The sequence below is a fragment of the Streptomyces sp. NPDC018964 genome (assembly GCF_044390325.1).
Classification (GTDB): Bacteria; Actinomycetota; Actinomycetes; order Streptomycetales; family Streptomycetaceae; genus Streptomyces.
In genome coordinates, this window is record NZ_JBIRYZ010000002.1 from 492,571 (window position 1) to 511,184 (window position 18,614).

Below are 18,614 nucleotides of genomic sequence, written 5' to 3' on the forward strand. Positions count from 1 at the left end.
GCAGCTCACTGAGCCGCCGCATGCCCAGACCGGCGGTCGCCGCGACAGCGCTCGGGCTCGCGCTCGCGCTGTCCGCCTCGTCGGTCCAGGCAGTGGCGCTCGACGACGGGAACCGGGGCCGCACCAGCCGCCCCGGGGTCCAGGACGACGGGGATCCCGCCAAGGGAACCCCGGCGAAAGCGAAGCCCCGCCCCTCCGACCCGGCCCGCGAGGCCGCGGTCAAGGGCCTCGACAAGGCGGCGTGGCCCCGGCAGGGCGGCGCCGAGGTGACCGTCGGCGCCGCCCGCCCGACCGAGGTCGGCGGACTGCCGGTCAGGATCGGCGAGGCGAAGTCCGCGGCCAAGGGCAAGGCGAAGGCCGCGCGGTCGGCGCAGCCAGCCGACAAGGTCCGCGTGGACGTCCTCGACCCCGCGCGTGCCGCGCGGCTCGGCGCGGGCGTCCTGCTGGGCGTCGAGCGCGCCGACGGCGAGGGCGAGGCGGCCGCGAAGGTCCGCCTGACCGTGGACTACTCGGAGTTCGCCGAGGGCTTCGGCGGCTCCTACGCCTCCCGCCTCCAGCTGGTGCGGCTCCCCGCCTGCGCCACCGTCGCCGTGCCGGGCAGCAAGGCCTGCCCCGAGCAGCCCAAGGTGCTGCCCACGGTGAACGACGTGCGCAAGGGCACGGTCTCCGCCGACGTCACGGCCGCCCCCGCCCCCGCGGAGGGCGCCTCCACCATGGCCGCCGACGCGACCTCCCTGGTCGCGGTCGCGGCGGGGCCGTCGGGCGCGCAGGGCACCTACAAGGCGACGGCCCTGGCACCGTCCGCGAGCTGGAGCGTCGCCACCTCCTCCGGCGCATTCACCTGGAACTACCCCTTCCGCTCCGTTCCGACCCCGGGCGGTCTGACCCCGACCGTCGGCCTCGGCTACTCCTCCCAGTCGGCGGACGGCCGTACCTCGGCCACCAACAACCAGGGTTCCTGGATCGGCGAGGGCTTCTCCTACGACCCCGGCTACATAGAGCGCCGCTACAAGCCCTGCTCGGAGGACGGGCACTCCGGTTCCGGCGAGCAGTGCTGGGCGTTCGAGAACGCCACGGTCATGCTCAACGGTTCCTCCGGCGAGCTGGTCAAGGACGACACCACCGGCAAGTGGCACATGTCGTCCGACGAAGGCAGCAAGGTCGAGCGACTGACCGGCGCCACCAACGGTGACGAGGGCGGCAGCGGTGACAAGGGCGAGTACTGGCGGATCACCACCTCGGACGGCACGGAGTACTACTTCGGCCTGAACCACCTGCCGGGCTGGACCACGGGCGACGAGGAGACCGAGTCGGTCTGGACGGCCCCCGTCTTCGGCGACGACTCCGGCGAACCCTGCTACAACAGCACCTTCACCAGCGCCCACTGCGAGCAGGCATGGCGCTGGAGCCTGGACTACGTCAAGGACACCCACGGCAACGTGATGTCCTACTACTACGAGCGCGAGACCAACCACTACGCGCTCAACGGCAAGACGGACGTCAACGGCACCGCGTACCACCGCGGCGGCTGGCTCGAGCGCATCGACTACGGCCAGCGCGACGGCCAGGTCTACGAGGCGAAGGCCCCGGCCCGGATCTTGTTCAACACGGCCGAACGCTGCCTGCGCACCGACGCCTTCGACTGCGCGGAGAGCAAGCGCACCAAGGCCAACGCCGCCCACTGGCCGGACGTCCCGGTCGACCAGGAGTGCAAGGCGAGCACGAAGTGCACCTCCCCGGTGCAGACGTTCTTCACCACCAAGCGGCTGACCTCGGTCGTCACGCAGATGCGCAAGGACGCCACGTCCTACCAGGACGTCGACGCCTGGCTCCTGACGCACCTGTTCACCGACAACGGCGACGACTCCAAGACCCTGTGGCTGTCGAAGATCGAGCACGAGGGCCGCGCCGGCACCACCGCGGTGAAGCTGCCGTCCGTGGACCTCTTCGGCGAGCAGCTCGCCAACCGCGTCGACGCGGTCGGCGACAACATCGCGCCGTTCCACCGCTTCCGCCTGTCGACGGTCCTCAGCGAGACCGGCGCCCAGCTCGACGTCAACTACGCGCCCGCCGACTGCACCAAGTCGGCGCTGCCCAAGCCGGGCGAGTCGACCAAGCGCTGCTACCCGGTGAAGTGGGCCCCGCCGGGCTACCTGGACCCGATCACCGACTGGTTCCACAAGTACGTCGTCTCCGCGGTCATCGAGACCGACCGCACCGGCGGCAGCGACGGCATGGTCACCCGCTACGACTACCAGGGCGACGCCGCCTGGCGTAAGGCGAAGCCGGACGGCATCACCGACGAGAAGTACCTCACCTGGGGCGGCTGGCAGGGTTACGGCAAGGTCAAGGTCACCAGCGGCACCGCCGACGAGCAGAAGACCCGCGTCGAGTACACGTTCCTCCAGGGCATGGACGGCGACAAGGACCCGTCCGGGGGCACCCGCTCGGTGACGGTCAAGGACTCGACCGGGGCGTCCTACAAGGACGAGGAGGAGTTCACCGGTCACGAGCTGGAGGTCGCCACCTACGACGGCTCCAAACTGGTCGCCAAGACCATCAACACGCCCTGGAAGCACTACTCCGCGACCCAGACCCGCGACTGGGGCACCACCCGCGCGGCGATCGTGCGCACCCAGACCGGCCGCGGCTTCAACCTGAAGGCGGACGGGACCTGGCAGGAGACCAAGTCCACCACCACGTACGACACGTCGAACGGCACCGGCCGGGTGCTGACGGTCGACGACCAGGGCGACGTCTCCACCACCAGGGACGACTCCTGCACCCGCACCACCTACGCGGACAACACGGCGAAGAACATCCTGTCGCTGCCCGCGCGCAGCGAGTCCGTCTCGGTGAGGTGCTCTGCCACCCCCGACCGCAAGACACAGGTCCTGGCCGACGAGCGCACCTCCTACGACGGCGGAGCCTTCGGAGCGGCCCCCACCAAGGGCGACGCGACGAAGACCGAGCGGATGACGTCGCACAACGGCACCACGGCGACGTACCAGGTCACCGGTACCACGACCTACGACGCCTTCGGCCGTCCGACGTCCCAGAAGGACGCCGGACAGAACGAGACGAAGACCGAGTACGACGAGACCAACGGCCTGCTGACGAAGACGGTCGTCACCAACGCCGCCGGCCACGTCACCACCACCGACTACGAGCCCGCCTGGGGCATGTCCAGGGGCCAGACCGACCCCAACGGCAAGCGGACCGACCTCGCGTACGACGCGCTCGGCCGTCTGACCTCGGTGTGGCTGGCGGACCGGACGTCCAGCCAGACGCCGAGCATCAAGTACTCGTACGACGTCCGCAAGGACAAGGTCACCTCGATCAGGACCCAGAAGATCGAGAACGACGGTTCCTACGGCAGCGAGTACCAGCTCTACGACGCCCTGCTCAGGCCGCGTCAGATCCAGACCGAGGGCCTGGACGGCACCCGCATGGTCGCCGACACCTGGTACGACGGCACGGGCAACGTCAAGAAGACCAACGCCACCTACAACGCGGCGGGCACGCCCTCGGCCGAGCTGCTGACCGTCGTCGACGGCGAGGTCGGCCAGCAGAGCCTGATGAAGTACGACGGGCTGGGTCGGCCCACCGCGCAGATCCACGCGGTCGGTGGCGCCGAGCAGTGGCGCACCACGACCTCGTACGAGGGCGAGCTGACCCACGTCGACCCGCCGGCCGGCGGTGTGCCGACGACGACGGTCACCGACGGTCAGGGCAACGTCTCGGAGATCCGCCACTACCGCGGCGCCTCACCGGCCGCGGGCGTCCCGTACGACTCCACCAAGTACACGTACACCGTGGCGGGCCAGCTGGAGACCGTCACGGACGCCGAGGGCAACGTGTGGCGGTACGAGTACGACCAGCTGGGCCGCAAGACCAAGTCGGTCGACCCGGACGCGGGCACCTCGCGCACGGAGTACGACGCGCTGGACCGCCCGGTCGCGACGTACGACGGCCGGAACAAGAAGAGCTCCACGGTCTACGACAGCCTCGGCCGCGTCCTGACCACCTGGCGGGGCGACGCCACCACCGGCACCAAGCTCACCGAGACCCGGTACGACAAGGCGGGCTGGCTGGGCCACGCCTACGGCTTCCTCAGCTACACCTCGTCGACCGAGTACTTCGCCACGGCCGTCCAGTCGATGGACGAGTTCTACCGTCCGCTGAAGACGGCTTACCAGGTCCCCGCCTCACAGGGCGATCTGGCCGGCACCTACGTCTTCACCTCCACCTACAACCGGGACGGCACGCTCCAGAGCACCGGGCTGCCGGCCATCGGCGACCTCCCGGCGGAGGCGCTCACCTACACCTACGACGACCTGCAGCGCCCGATGACGATGACGGGCTCCACCCCGTACGTCACCAACACGGTCTACTCCGGCAAGAGCCTGCTGCAGCAGCTGGAGCTCTCCACCGGCAGCGGCAAGAAGGTCTGGCAGACCTACAGCTACGAGAAGGGAACCGACCGGCTCACCCGCTCGGTGGTCGACGTCTACGGCGCGACCGCCCCGGCGAAGGACTCGCGGTACTCCTACGACCAGGCCGGCAACGTCCTGTCCATCGCGGACACCGCGAACTCCGCCTCGCCGGACATGCAGTGCTTCGCCTACGACACCCGGCAGCGGCTGAAGGACGCCTGGACCCCGAAGGCCACCGCGGCGAGCGTGGCCGGCATGGGTACGCGCGGCTCCACCACCCCGGTGGACGGCAGCGGCCCGACGGCCTGTGACTCCGCGGCCGGTTCGAGCGCGCTGGGTGGTCCGGCCCCGTACTGGAAGTCCTACGAGACCGACGCCATCGGCAACCGCGTCTCGGAGACGATCCACGACACCGGGCTCGACGCGGCGAAGAACATCACCCGCAGCTACGAGTACGGCGGCGCGGGCGCCCAGGGCGACGGCCCGCACCAGGTCACCAAGATCGTCGAGCAGACCCCGACGGGCGACCGGCAGTCCACGTACGAGTACGACGACGCGGGCAACACCACCAAGCGCACCATCGGCGGCAACGCCCAGACCCTGGCCTGGACCGACGAGGGCAAGCTGAGCGAGGCCACCGAGGCGAACGGAGCGAGGACCAGCTACCTCTACGACGGCTCCGGCAACCGGCTTCTGCGCAAGGACCCCTCGGGGACGACCGTCTACCTGCCCGGCACGGAGCTGAAGCTGTCGGCCGACGGCACGAAGAAGTCGGCGACCCGCTACTACGAGTACGCCGGCCAGTCGGTCGCGGTCCGCACCGCGGGCAAGGTGTCCTTCATCGCCTCCGACCACCACGGCACGGGCGAGGTGGCGATCGACGCCGCGACCGGCGCGATCAGCCAGCGCCGCTTCGACCCCTACGGCGTGGACCGCGGGGAGAAGACCGGCACCTGGCCGGGGGAGAAGGGCTACGTCGGCGGCACCATCGACGCCTCGACCGGCCTGACGCATCTGGGGGCGCGCGAGTACGACCCGGTGATCGGCAAGTTCATCTCCGTCGACCCGATCATCGACCACACGCAGCCGCAGCAGATCAACGGCTACGCGTACGCGAACAACTCGCCGGTCACGCACGCCGACCCCAGCGGCATGATCATCCCGGAGTGCCGGGAGGGTCTGATCGAGTGCCGCGGCGGCCAGCCGTACTACCCGAAGACGAAGGTCGAGAAGGCGCAGTCCGACTACGACCTGGCGTCCTGGAAGGTCACCCAGGCACAGGGCCAGCAGGCCGCGGCCAAGCAGCGGATCAAGTCCGCGGGCAAGGCCCTGGTCAAGATCGCCCGGGACATCCTCGGCGTGGACGCGGCCCTGGACTGCATCTCCAGCGGCGACGTCGGAGCCTGCGGCGAGACCCTGCTGAACGTCGCCGGCAGCTTCGCGGGCGGCCTGGCGGGCAAGGTCCTGGCCAAGTACGGTGCCCCGTGGAACTGGGCCAAGGGCTACCGCCTCGCCAAGCGGATCACGGGCCTGGTCGGGGACCTGATCGGCGGCGTCAAGGACCTGTGGAAGGCCAACAAGGCGGTCGGCAAGGCGAGAGCCGGCATGGCCAAGGCCGGGGAGAAACTGAAGGACGCCAGGAAGAAGGCGGCAGCCGCACTCAAGAGGAAAAAACCCGAGTGCCACAGCTTCCTGCCCGGCACGAGGGTCCTGCTCGCCAACGGCAAGACCAAGCCGATCGAGAAGGTGGAGCTGGGCGACAAGGTCGTCACCACCGACACGAAGAGCGGCGAGAAGAAGGTTCGCGAGGTCGCGGGCACCATTGTCACCGAGGACGACAAATCCTTCTCCGACCTCACGGTGAAGACCGCCTCGGGTAAATCCCAGGCCCTGGTCGCCACAACCACTCACCCGTTCTGGGTGACGTCGGAGCGTGCCTGGATCAAGGCGGGCGATCTCAAGCCCGGCATGACGCTGCACACGCCGTCGGGTGACACGGTCGAGGTCGAGGCCAACCGTCATTTCGAGAAGCGCCAGCGTACGCACGACCTCACCGTCACGGGCATCCACGCCTACTACGTCCTGGCCGACGAGACACCGCTCCTTGTTCACAATTGCGATGAGGGTGGTGACTACTTGTACCGCGGAGTGCCCAACGGGCATTACAAGTACGATGACGCGTTGGAGGGGCGCGCAGTGCCACTCGGAGGCCATTCCGATCCGGGTCGGCATGCGGGTGGGAATACAGACAGCGAATTCACTTCGTGGACACACGATTACGAAGACGTTGCTCTTGACGCTGCCGAAGAGTTGGGTCCTGGGGGGATCGTGATGAGGATTCCCAGATCCAGCGTCCCGGCTGGTAGAGATGTTCAAATACATGACACCGACTACGAAGTCTATGAAGAAATGGAGCATGCGTTGCGTGGTGTCATCGAAGGTGCTGAAATCAGCATTGATAGAGGCCCTTGGTATAAGCCGGGAGGTGGTGGATGAGTTCAAGTGAGGGGCACGGTATCCCCGCGAGTGGCCGCGACGCAGGAAATCGCCTTGCGGAGCTTCTGGCCGGAGATGATGAAGTGCGGCTTCTCGCGCGGTCTGCTCTGGCCGAGGGGGCTGGGTACCAGGTGGAAAGTGAAGTCATACCAGTGGGTCGCCTAGTGAGCATCTATGCAAGGCGCCGGCGTGTTGCGCAGCGATCCGGTCAGCCGTCCATCGGATTTCAACGTGCGCTTGAAGAGCTGCGTTTGTTCGAGGGTGCCGAGCTGGCTCTGGGGTTCATCGACGACCGCAGGCGAGGCGGTTTTTACTTCCAGCTTTTCCTTGCCCCCCCAATGAGATCGGTCGTTGCGTGCTTCGGGATCAAGCCGAAGCAGGCGGAAGATCTGGAAGTGTGCTGATGCCGGCATAGCTGCCGATGGCGAGCCGCAGGCGCGCGGGGCCCGGTTTGACCCCTCAAGCCGGGCCCCGTAACCTTGACCGTCGGCGTGTCCATCGGGGCCGCCACATCCCCGTAAACCTCTTCCTTCCGGGTGCCGCGGTGCCCGGGAGAGGTCGTTCGTGATCATCGCCGGGCGGCTGGCCTGCGGGGATGCCGTTCTTCGAGTGAGAGTGAGATCCGCGTGTACGCCATCGTGCGCAGCGGTGGTCGCCAGCACAAGGTTGCTGTCGGCGACATCGTTGAGGTTGACAAGATTTCCACCGCCAAGGTCGGCGACACGGTCGAGCTCTCGACCCTGCTCGTGGTCGACGGCGACGCCGTGACCAGCGACCCGTGGGTCCTGGCCGGCATCAAGGTCCAGGCCGAGGTCGTGGACCACCACAAGGGCCAGAAGATCGACATTCTGCGCTACAAGAACAAGACCGGCTACCGCCGTCGTCAGGGCCACCGCCAGCAGTACACGGCGATCAAGGTCACTGAGATCCCCGCGGCTGCGAAGTAAGGGACTGAGGAGACATGGCACACAAGAAGGGCGCATCGTCCACCCGGAACGGTCGCGACTCGAACGCCCAGCGGCTCGGTGTGAAGCGCTTCGGCGGTCAGGCCGTCAACGCGGGTGAGATCCTGGTCCGCCAGCGCGGCACCCACTTCCACCCGGGCGCCGGCGTCGGCCGTGGCGGCGACGACACGCTGTTCGCCCTGCAGGCCGGTGCGGTGCAGTTCGGCACCCACCGTGGCCGCAAGGTCGTGAACATCGTTCCGGTCGCCTGACCGGACACTTTCGCGAGGCGGACCTCACTTCCCCCACGGGAAGCGGGTCCGCCTTTCGCGTGTTGGCCAAGAGACATCCCCGCAGTAAGTAGTAACTGGAGGCACATCCCATGACCACCTTCGTGGACCGCGTCGAACTGCACGTCGCCGCGGGTAGCGGAGGTCACGGCTGTGCCTCCGTCCACCGTGAGAAGTTCAAGCCGCTCGGTGGACCCGACGGCGGCAACGGCGGACGCGGCGGCGACGTGATCCTCACCGTCGACCAGTCCGTGACGACCCTCCTCGACTACCACCACTCCCCGCACCGCAAGGCCACCAACGGCAAGCCCGGTGAGGGCGGCAACCGGTCCGGGAAGGACGGGCAGGACCTGGTCCTCCCCGTGCCGGACGGGACCGTCGTCCTGGACAAGGCGGGCAACGTGCTCGCGGACCTGGTCGGGCACGGGACGTCGTACGTCGCCGCCCAGGGCGGACGCGGCGGGCTCGGCAACGCCGCCCTCGCCTCCGCGCGGCGCAAGGCGCCCGGGTTCGCGCTGCTCGGCGAGCCGGGGGACCTGGGGGACATCGTCCTGGAGCTCAAGACCGTCGCCGACGTGGCCCTGGTGGGGTACCCCAGTGCCGGCAAGTCCTCCCTCATCTCCGTGCTCAGCGCCGCCAAGCCGAAGATCGCCGACTACCCCTTCACCACCCTCGTCCCGAACCTCGGTGTCGTCACCGCCGGGTCGACCGTCTACACCATCGCCGACGTGCCCGGCCTCATCCCCGGCGCCAGCCAGGGCAAGGGGCTCGGCCTGGAGTTCCTGCGGCACGTCGAGCGGTGCAGCGTGCTCGTGCACGTGCTGGACACCGCCACGCTGGAGTCCGAGCGCGACCCCGTCTCCGACCTCGACATCATCGAGGAGGAGCTGCGGCAGTACGGCGGTCTCGGCGACCGTCCCCGCGTCGTCGTCCTCAACAAGATCGACGTCCCCGACGGCAAGGACCTCGCCGAGATGGTGCGCCCCGACCTGGAGGCGCGCGGCTACCGCGTCTTCGAGGTGTCGGCCGTCGCCCACATGGGGCTGAAGGAGCTGTCGTTCGCGCTCGCCGAGCTGGTGGCCGGGGCGCGGGCCGCCAAGCCCAAGGAGGAGGCGACCCGCATCGTCATCCGGCCCAAGGCCGTGGACGACGCCGGCTTCACCGTCACCCGCGAGGAGGTCGACGGGGAGCTGCTGTTCCGCGTGCGCGGCGAGAAGCCCGAACGCTGGGTCCGCCAGACCGACTTCAACAACGACGAGGCCGTCGGCTACCTCGCCGACCGGCTCAACCGCCTCGGTGTCGAGGCGGAGTTGATGAAGGCCGGTGCCCGCTCCGGCGACGGCGTCGCCATCGGTCCCGAGGAGAACGCGGTCGTCTTCGACTGGGAGCCGACCGTCACGGCCGGCGCGGAGATGCTCGGCCGGCGCGGCGAGGACCACCGCTTCGAGGCACCCCGCCCGGCCGCCCAGCGGCGACGCGACCGGGAGGCCGAGCGGGACGACGTCGAGCGGGAGTACGACGACTTCGAGCCGTTCTGACCGGTGGGGTGACGGCGGGTGAGGTCGTGGTGAACACCCGGGCAACCAACGGGTGTTCCGGCCGGTCGTACTGAGCGGCAACCCGACCGGTTCTACGACAGGACGCCCGCCATGGCCGTGCCTTCCCCACGCCGCAGGAACCTCACCCGCCCCGCACGGATCGCGCTCGCGACCGGTGCGGCCCTCGTCGTCGCCGGGGCCCTCGCGGTGCCCGGCGCCCACGCCGCGCCCGCCCGGGGGCCGGCGGCCGACGCCGCCCAGCCGCGCGACGACTTCAACGGCGACGGCTACGCCGACCTCGCCGTCGCCGCGCCCGCCGCGACCGTCGCCGGCAGGAAAGGCGCCGGCTACGTCGCCGTGGTGTACGGGTCGGCGACCGGGCCGCGTCCCGCGACCAGGCAGGTGTTCCACCAGAACACCGCCGGTGTCCCCGGCAGCGCGGAGACGGACGACGAGTTCGGCAGCGCGCTCACCACCGCCGACGTCGACCAGGACGGCTACGCCGACCTCGTCGTCGGCGTCGCCCGCGAGGACACCGAGGACGGGGGAACCGACGCCGGACTGGTCGAGGTGCTGTGGGGCGGGCCCCAGGGACTGTCCGGCGGCACCGCGCTCGCCTCGGGGCACGACGCCCATGACGCGCTCGGCGCCTTCGGCCACCTGACCAGCGGGGACGTCAACGGCGACGGCAGCCCGGACGTGGTGACCGTCGAGAACCTGCACGACCTGCGGATCCTCAGGGGCCCCTTCGGCCGGGACGGTGCCGGTGCGGGCGGCGAGCAGGTGGTGAGGGACGTGTACGACAGCCGGGTCCTCGACCTCGCCGCCGGCGACGTCAACGGCGACGGCCTCACCGACGTCGTCGCCACCGAGAACGACGGCGACGAGTACGACGCCCGCCGGGTCGTGTACTGGCTGGGCGACCGCACCGCGCTCAACCCCTTCACCCTCGTCTACGACATCGACGGCGCGGGCCTCCAGGGCGGCGAGAACCTCGACGTCGGGGACGTGAACGCCGACGGGTACGACGACATCGTGGTCGGCCGGGCCGTGGACGGCTACGACAGCGACCTCGACAACCCGTACGTCAAGGGCGGCCGGGTCACCTGGATCCCCGGCACCCCTGAGGGCCCCGACGGGGTGAAGGCCGTCTTCCTCAACCAGGACCGCCCCGGCGTGCCCGGCACCGCCGAGGACGACGACGCCTTCGGCACCGACGTCCACATCGGCGACGTCGACGGCGACGGCTACCAGGACGTCGTCACCGGAGTGCCCGGCGAGGACCTCGGCGGCGTGTCCGCGGCCGGCGCCGTCGTCGTGCTGCGCGGCACCGCGAACGGGCTCACCGGCGCCGGTGGCCTGACGGTCACCCAGGACACCGCGGGCGTGCCGGGCACCGCCGAGAGGAACGACAGGTTCGGCGGTGCCACCCACCTCGGTGACACCGACGGCGACGGGCGCGCCGACCTCGCCGTCGGCGCGCCGGGGGAGAACTCCGGCGCCGGGTCGGTGTGGTACTTCCGCTCCTCCCCGACGGCCGTCGCGGGCGGCGCCGGGACCTTCGGCGCGGGCACCCTCGGCACGGTGGCGACCGGAGCGGGACTGGGCACCGCCTTCACCGACTGACGGAAGGAGCGGCGCCCGCCTTCACCGACTGACGGAACGGGCGGCGCCCGCCTTCGCCCGCCGCTCACCCGACGGACCCGTCACGGCCACGGGACGTTCCCGTGCCGCGACGGGTTTTCCGATGTCCCCCTGCTTGTCATGCACGCGAACCATGGTGTTCAGCGGACGGACCGACCGGACCGCGAGCTTCCCCGTGTCCAAGCGTCACACGAGGCAGGGGAGTCCGCCGATGACCGGAGCAGTTCAGCCCGACCGCCGCCGTGTTCTGACCGCCGGTGCCGCCGTGCTCGGCGCCGCCGCCTCCGCCCAGCTGTGGCTGCCGGCCACCGCGCACGCGGCCGGAGTGAAGCTGCCCGACGGGGTGTTCAGCCTGGGGGTGGCCTCCGGCGACCCGCTCCCGGACGGGGTCGTCCTGTGGACCCGGCTCGCCCCCGACCCGCTGAACGGCGGCGGCATGCCCAAGCGCACCGTGGCCGTGGAGTGGCAGGTCGCCCAGGACGCCCGCTTCAAGAAGGTCGTCCGCCGGGGCGTCGCCCCGGCCCGGAGCGCGTACGGGCACAGCGTCCACGTGGACGTACGCGGGCTGCGCCCGGACACCACGTACTGGTTCCGCTTCCGCGCCGGCGGGCAGCTCTCGCGCGTCGGCCGCACCCGGACCGCGCCCGCCGCGGACAGCTCCGGCGGAAACCTGAAGGTCGCCCTCGCCTCCTGCCAGAACTGGCAGCACGGCTACTTCACCCCGTACGCCGACATGCTGGACCAGGACCCGGACGTCGTGGTGTTCGTCGGCGACTACATCTACGAGTCCGCCCCCTCGGCGACCGGCGTGCGCCGCCACGAGGGCACCGGTGAGCCGTACGGCCTCACCCAGTACCGCAACCGGTACGCCCAGTACCGCTCCGACCCGGACCTCGCGGAGATGCACGCCAACGCGCCCTTCGTGGTCACCTTCGACGACCACGAGGTCGACAACGACTTCGCCGGCGAGATCCCGCAGGACCCCGACAAGCAGGCGCACGACCCGTTCGTCGCCCGGCTGACGGCCGCCTACCAGGCGTACTACGAGCACATGCCGGTCCGCGCCACCGCCGTCCCGAACGGCCCGCACATCCGCATGTACCGCCGGCTGGAGTTCGGCCGCCTCGCCCGGCTCAACGTGCTGGACACCCGCCAGTACCGCAGCGACCAGGCCACCAGCCAGGAAGGCGCCCAGGACCCGTCGCTGACCATGCTCGGGGCCGCGCAGAAGCGCTGGCTGGTCGACGGGCTGCGCGACTCGCCCGCCCGCTGGAACCTGATCGCCTCCCAGATCATGATGGCCGAGACCGACCTCCAGGTCGGCGAGGGCAAGCTCTGGTACTACGACGCCTGGGACGGCTACCAGGCCGAACGCAACGCGCTGCTCCAGGAGTTCCGGCGGGTCGACAACCCCGTCGTGCTCACCGGCGACCGCCATCTGACGATGATCAGCGACCTCAAGGCGGACTTCGCCGACCCGAAGTCGGCGGTCGTGGGCGCCGAGTTCGTCGGCACGTCCATCTCCAGCAACGGCGACCAGGACCAGGCCGCGTTCCGCGCGCAGTGGGACCCGCGGCGCGCGGACAACCCGCACTGGAAGCTGCTCGACGCCCACCGGGGGTACCACCTGTTCGACATCGGCCGGGACGGCATCGACGCGCGCGTACGGGTGGTGGACACCGTGGTGAAGCCGAAGGCCGTGCCGAGCACGCTGGCCAGTCTGCGGGTCGAGGCCGGACGGCCGGGCGTGCACCTGGCCTGAGCGGACAGGAGGGCGGGTCGCGCGGCCCGGCGCGTCCGCGGGGTGCCCCGGTGCCGGTGCGGGCCGGGGCGGGTCGCGCGGCCCGGCGCTTGCGGGTGGGCGCGGTCGGGCGGGGCGGGCACTCAGGCGGGTCCCAGGCTGCTCTCACGGCATCCTCAGTGAGCCGCCCTACCGTGCCTCGGCATGGACACCGACTGTACGAGAGAAGAACTCTCGGCCGCCGGCACCGCGATCCCCCCGCTGCCCGCCGGCACCCGCCTGCTGCACATCGGTCCGCACAAAACCGGCACCACCGCCCTCCAGGGCGCGCTGTTCGCCGCGAAGGAGGAGATGGCGCGGCACGGCGTCGACTTCCCGGCGCACAGCAGGCACCCGATCGAGGCCGTCCTCGCCGCCTGCGCCCGGCCCGCGATGATGGGGGACCCCGTCCCCACCGAGAGGCACTGGCGGCGGCTGCTGGACCAGGTGCGGGCCACCGGGGAGCGCACCTCCGTGATCAGCAGCGAGTTCTTCGCCGACGCCGAGGACGACGCCGAGGGCGACGCGACGATCACCCGGATCGTCGAGCAGCTCGGTGGTGACCGGGTGCACGTCCTGGTCACCCTGCGGCCCTTGGCGCGGATCATGCCCTCGCAATGGCAGCAGTACGTGCAGAACGGGCTGCGGCTGGGCTACGAGCCGTGGCTGGAGCACATGCTCCGCCGGCCCCCGTACGACAGGCCCACCCCCAGCTTCTGGCGCCGGCACCGGCACGACCGGCTGGTCGAGCGGTGGGCCGCGGTGACCGGGCCCGACCGGGTGACCGTCGTCGTGGTCGACGACCGCGACCGGGGCGCGCTGATGCGCACCTTCGAGGCGCTGCTGGGGCTGCCCGAGGGACTGCTGAGGCCGGCCCCGGAGACGGCGAACCGTTCCCTCACCCTCGCCGAGACCGAAATGCTGCGGAACCTCAACAAGGAATTCCGCGGCAATGGCATTCCGGAAGAGCTGTATTCGAGGCTGGTGCGGCACGGCGCGGTCGCGCATATGAAGAACGCGTGCAGTCCCACCCCGCAGGACGTGAAGATCCGTACCCCGCGATGGGCCCTGGAGGCCGCCGCCGGGATCGGAGCCGAGGCGGCCGCGCGGATCGGCTCCATGGGCGTGCGGGTCCTCGGCGACCCGGAGTCGCTGTCCCGCGTGCCGGCGTCCGGGGAGCCCGCGGGGGAGCCGCGGCTCGCTCCCGAGGCGGCCGCGCAGGCCCTGTTCGGGATGCTCACCGCGGTCGCCGCGGCGAACGGAGGCGGCAAAGGGCGTACCGTTCACCGGACACCGTCGAAGGAACTCGTGAAGGTCCTCGGTCACCGCTGCCTGAAACGGCTGCGTCTGCGCTGAGCCGACCGGGTGGTGTCACGCCTGTCACGCACGGCAATGACATAACTCCTGTGCGGTTACTCACAACAATTCGTGAGGCGCCCCCGGGAACTCCCGCGGGGGCGCCAGGAGTCCTAGGTGAATGACAGGTTGCGCGCACATATGCGGCGGAGGTCGCTCACCTTGCACTGCGGTAACCCCAAGTGGGACCATTTCGAAGTTCCCTGTCGCCCCAAGGTAGGTCACCTGTGTCCCAGCACATAGCCAAGCCCCGTACCACCGCAGTGATCCTGGCCGGCGGTACCGGTCAGCGGGTGGGTCTGTCGATCCCCAAGCAGTTGCTGAAGATCGCCGGCAAGGCAGTCATCGAGCACACCCTGACCACCTTCGAGAAGGCCGACTCCATCGACGACATCATCGTGCTGATGGCGCCGGGATACGTGCCCGACATCGAGAAGATCGTCGCCAAGGCCGGGCTGACGAAGGTCACCAAGGTCATCGAGGGCGGCGCGACCCGGAACGAGACCACCGAGCGGGCCATCGCCGCGCTCGGCGAGGGCCTGGCCGAGGGCGAGGACCGCAACGTCCTCTTCCACGACGCCGTGCGCCCCCTGCTGTCGCGGCGCGTCATCGACGACTGCGTGAGCGCGCTGGAGCGCTACCAGGCCGTCGACGTGGCCATCCCGTCCGCCGACACCATCATCGTCACGCGCACGCACGGCGAGGACGGCGAGTTCATCACGGAGATCCCGGACCGCTCCCGGCTGCGCCGCGGCCAGACCCCGCAGGCCTTCAAGCTGTCCACCATCCGCCGCGCCTACGAGGTCGCCGCCGGCGACCCCAACTTCCAGGCCACGGACGACTGCTCGGTCGTGCTCAAGTACCTGCCGGACGTGCCGATCCACGTCGTGGCGGGTGACGAGTACAACATGAAGGTCACCCAGCCGGTCGACGTCTTCATCGCCGACAAGCTCTTCCAGCTCGCCTCCACCGCCGCGCCCGAGCAGGTCTCCGAGGAGGCCTACCGCGAGCTGCTCACCGGCAGGACGATGGTGGTCTTCGGCGGTTCGTACGGCATCGGCAAGGACATCGCCGAGCTCGCCGAGTCCTACGGCGCCACCGTCTACGCGCTGGGCCGCTCCACCACCGGCACCCACGTGGAGAACCCGGAGGAGGTCGACGACGCGCTGTCCAAGGCGTACGGCGAGACCGGCCGCATCGACTACGTCGTCAACACCGCGGGCGTGCTGCGCATCGGCAAGCTCGCCGAGACCGACAACGCCACCATCGAGGAGGCGCTGAAGGTCAACTACCTGGCCCCGGTGCAGATCGCCCGCTCCGCCTACAAGTACCTGGCGGAGACCAAGGGACAGCTGCTGCTGTACACCTCCAGCAGCTACACCCGCGGACGCGCCGAGTACAGCCTGTACTCCTCGACCAAGGCCGCCATGGTGAACCTCACCCAGGCCCTGTCCGACGAGTGGGCCGGTGACGGCGTCCGGGTGAACTGCATCAACCCGGAGCGCACCGCCACGCCGATGCGCACCAAGGCCTTCGGGCAGGAGCCGGCGGGCAGCCTGCTGTCCTCCGAGGCGGTGGCCCGGACCTCGCTGGACGTGCTGTTGTCCGAGCTCACCGGCCATGTCATCGACGTACGGCAGCAGGACCCGACGGCGGGCGCGGCACGGGCCACCGGGTTCGAGCAGGCGCTGGCCGCGGTGCTGGACCGTCAGGACGGCGTGTAATAATTGCCGCCAAATAGTCTTCCGTAATTCAGGCCTCCACGGCCTCCTGTTCACGTAGTCAGTCGACGGGAGTTCGCGGGGGCCTGAATCCTTACCTCCTCATTGCGCACAGGCACAAACCGGCACTCCCCCTCCAAGAGCAGGTTATTCGTGATATCCACCGCTATTCGCGTCGCCCGGGTGGGCAGCGCGGCCGAGCTGGCCGCGGCGGTCCTCATGATGCTGGGCTACCCCTGCCTCATGCTGGCCGCGCTCGTCCCGAGCGTCCCCGCCTTCGCGGCAGCGGCTGCCGTGACGTACCTGGCGGACCACTATCTGCACCGCAAGGGCAGCTATCTGGTCAACCGCCTCAGCAAGGTGCGGGCCGGCCTGTCGATCCGCTTCCTGATCCGGGAGCTGCTGCTGATCCTGCTGCTGGCCCGCATGTCCCTCGCGGACGACCTGATCTACTACGGGGCGATCGCCTGCTTCATCCTCTTCTACGGCCTGCAGGCCCCGCACGGCGCGCTCACCACGCTGATCCGCAACCGCCGCCGGATGCCGGTCGCCACCCGCAACGTCGACCTGGCCTCCCGCATCCGCATCCCGGACGCGCCGCCGCACGCGCTGCTGAACCGCGCCGCGGAGAAGATGCTCCACCTCGACCTCGCGGCGGTCGTCGGCATACTCGTCGGCGCCTCCCTGGAGTCGGCCGCCGTCGGCTACGCCGGCATCGGCGTCACGGTCGCCGCGGGCGCCCTGTACGTCCTCGCCCTGCTGCCCTACGTGCGCGGCCGGAAGATCCCGCCGAACCCGGAGAAGGTGCTGGAGGCGGTCGACGGCTGGCTGCGCGAGTACCGCCCGGAGACCGTGCTGTACTTCTCCGGCTCCAAGGACTCCGCCTACCAGGTCAACATGTGGCTGGAGACCATGGAGCAGCTGGACACCCGTCCGCTGGTCATCCTGCGCGAGCGGGTCATCCTGCAGAACCTGGCGCCCACCACGGTCCCCGTCGTCTGCGTGCCCGGAGGGGTGCACCTGATGAACATGGACCTGTCCACGGTGCGGGTCGCGCTGTACGCGGCGAACGTCGGCAAGAACATCCACATGCTGCGCGTGCCCACCATGAAGCACGTCTTCATCGGCCACGGCGACAGCGACAAGCTCGCCAGCGTCAACCCGTACAGCAAGGTCTACGACGAGGTGTGGACGGCCGGCCGCGCGGGCCGGGACCGCTACGCCATCGCCGACGTCGGTGTCCGCGACGCCGACATCGTCGAGGTCGGGCGCCCGCAGCTGGCCCCGATCCAGACCTGGCGGGGCGTCCCCGGCGACCGCATGCCGACGGTCCTGTACGCGCCCACCTGGGAGGGCTGGGACGACAACCCCGGCAACACCTCGATCCTGCTGGCCGGCGAGAACATCGTGAAGAAGCTGGTCGAGGCCGACCCGGCGGTGCGGGTCCTGTACAAGCCGCACCCCTTCACCGGCACCCGCAGCGCCCAGGCCAAGGCCGCCCACCAGCGGATCATCGCGCTGGTCGAGAAGGCCGCCGCCGCGCGCGCCGCCGACCCGCGGTTCACCGCCGACACCGCCGCCCAGGGCAAGGCCGCGGCCGAGCTGGCGCGCATCGAGGCCCGGCTGGCCGAGCTGGCCGTCGGCACCGACAACGGCGACGAGGCCGAGGCCACCCGCGACGGGCTCGTCGATGTGGTCCGGCACGAGGAGGCCGCCCGGCTGCGCGCCGAGTGGAACGCCGCGTACTGGCGCTCCTTCCCCGACTGGGAGCACCGCGTCATCACGGGCGCCGAGCCGCGGCTGTACGACTGCTTCAACGTCTCCGACGCGATGGTCTCCGACATCTCCAGCGTCGTCTCCGACTTCATCGCCAGCGGCAAGCCGTACGCCGTCACGGACTCCGCCGAACTGGGTGTGGAGGAGTTCAAGCGGCAGAACACGGCGGTGCGGGCCGCGGTGATCCTGTCCAACAGCGCGAAGGAACTCGACGGGCTGCTCGACGCGGTCCGCGACCCGTCCGCCGACCCGCTGGCCGGGGACCGGGGGGAGCTCAAGCGCTATCTGCTCGGCCCGGACGAGCCGAAGTCCATCGACCAGTTCAACACCGCGGTCCGGCAGCTCGCGCTGAAGGCCGAGACGCGCAACCTCGGCCAGGAGTCCCGGATCACCACCGGCGGCCCCGACGTGGAGCTGGCGGACGCGGTGCCCGTACCGCGGACGTCGGCGGCCGGTGAGACGGGCGGTGTCGACGCCGGCTGACCGGTCCGGTGGGCTCGACGGGGCTCGGCCCCCGAGGATCGATTCCTCGGGGGCCGAGCCCTTTCCCGTCCCCGAGAGGCCGTCGGCAAATCTGTGATGTGGACCACTGAAACGGGTGCTCGACGCAACCCTCTTCCTCGAACACCCGTC

General features: G+C 70.2%; 10 protein-coding genes. 9 read left to right on the plus strand and 1 reads right to left on the minus strand.

Annotated elements, in window-relative coordinates; genetic code table 11:
- Nucleotides 1-20 precede the first annotated feature (20 nt).
- Entirely contained in the window at nt 21-6,932 is a 6,912-nt protein-coding gene (locus ACH5AO_RS04905) for an RHS repeat-associated core domain-containing protein (protein WP_398921810.1), read from the plus strand.
- A gap of 161 nt (nt 6,933-7,093) precedes the next feature.
- On the opposite strand, the gene ACH5AO_RS04910 is transcribed toward ACH5AO_RS04905, so the two are convergent.
- Nucleotides 7,094-7,345, minus strand: a complete 252-nt coding sequence (locus ACH5AO_RS04910; protein WP_398921811.1) for a hypothetical protein — start codon at nt 7,343-7,345, stop codon at nt 7,094-7,096.
- A gap of 213 nt (nt 7,346-7,558) precedes the next feature.
- On the opposite strand from ACH5AO_RS04910, the gene rplU reads away from it, so the two are divergent.
- The 8 genes from rplU (at nt 7,559) to ACH5AO_RS04950 (ending at nt 18,464) form a co-directional block, all read left to right on the plus strand.
- A complete protein-coding gene (rplU, locus tag ACH5AO_RS04915) occupies nt 7,559-7,879 on the plus strand; it encodes a 50S ribosomal protein L21 (RefSeq protein ID WP_004931419.1) in 321 nt (106 codons plus the stop codon).
- Nucleotides 7,880-7,893: 14 nt separating this feature from the next.
- Nucleotides 7,894-8,148 carry a 50S ribosomal protein L27 gene (gene rpmA / locus ACH5AO_RS04920; protein WP_003976205.1) on the plus strand — a complete coding sequence of 85 codons (255 nt, stop codon included), beginning with the start codon at nt 7,894-7,896 and terminating at the stop codon, nt 8,146-8,148.
- Nucleotides 8,149-8,258: 110 nt separating this feature from the next.
- Nucleotides 8,259-9,704, plus strand: a complete 1,446-nt coding sequence (gene obgE / locus ACH5AO_RS04925; protein WP_398921813.1) for a GTPase ObgE — start codon at nt 8,259-8,261, stop codon at nt 9,702-9,704.
- A gap of 111 nt (nt 9,705-9,815) precedes the next feature.
- A complete protein-coding gene (locus ACH5AO_RS04930) occupies nt 9,816-11,330 on the plus strand; it encodes an FG-GAP-like repeat-containing protein (protein ID WP_398921815.1) in 1,515 nt (504 codons plus the stop codon).
- A gap of 229 nt (nt 11,331-11,559) precedes the next feature.
- Nucleotides 11,560-13,110 (plus strand): alkaline phosphatase D family protein, encoded by a 1,551-nt coding sequence (locus ACH5AO_RS04935; protein WP_398921817.1) that lies wholly within the window; start codon nt 11,560-11,562, stop codon nt 13,108-13,110.
- A 183-nt stretch (nt 13,111-13,293) separates the two neighbouring features.
- Nucleotides 13,294-14,484: a hypothetical protein gene (locus ACH5AO_RS04940; RefSeq protein ID WP_398921819.1), complete on the plus strand. Its 1,191-nt coding sequence runs from the start codon at nt 13,294-13,296 to the stop codon at nt 14,482-14,484.
- 227 nt (nt 14,485-14,711) lie between these two features.
- Entirely contained in the window at nt 14,712-16,208 is a 1,497-nt protein-coding gene (locus tag ACH5AO_RS04945) for a D-ribitol-5-phosphate cytidylyltransferase (RefSeq protein WP_398921821.1), read from the plus strand.
- A 180-nt stretch (nt 16,209-16,388) separates the two neighbouring features.
- Nucleotides 16,389-18,464, plus strand: coding sequence for a hypothetical protein (locus ACH5AO_RS04950; RefSeq protein WP_398922011.1), 2,076 nt, complete (start codon nt 16,389-16,391; stop codon nt 18,462-18,464).
- The last annotated feature ends 150 nt before the right edge of the window (nt 18,465-18,614 follow it).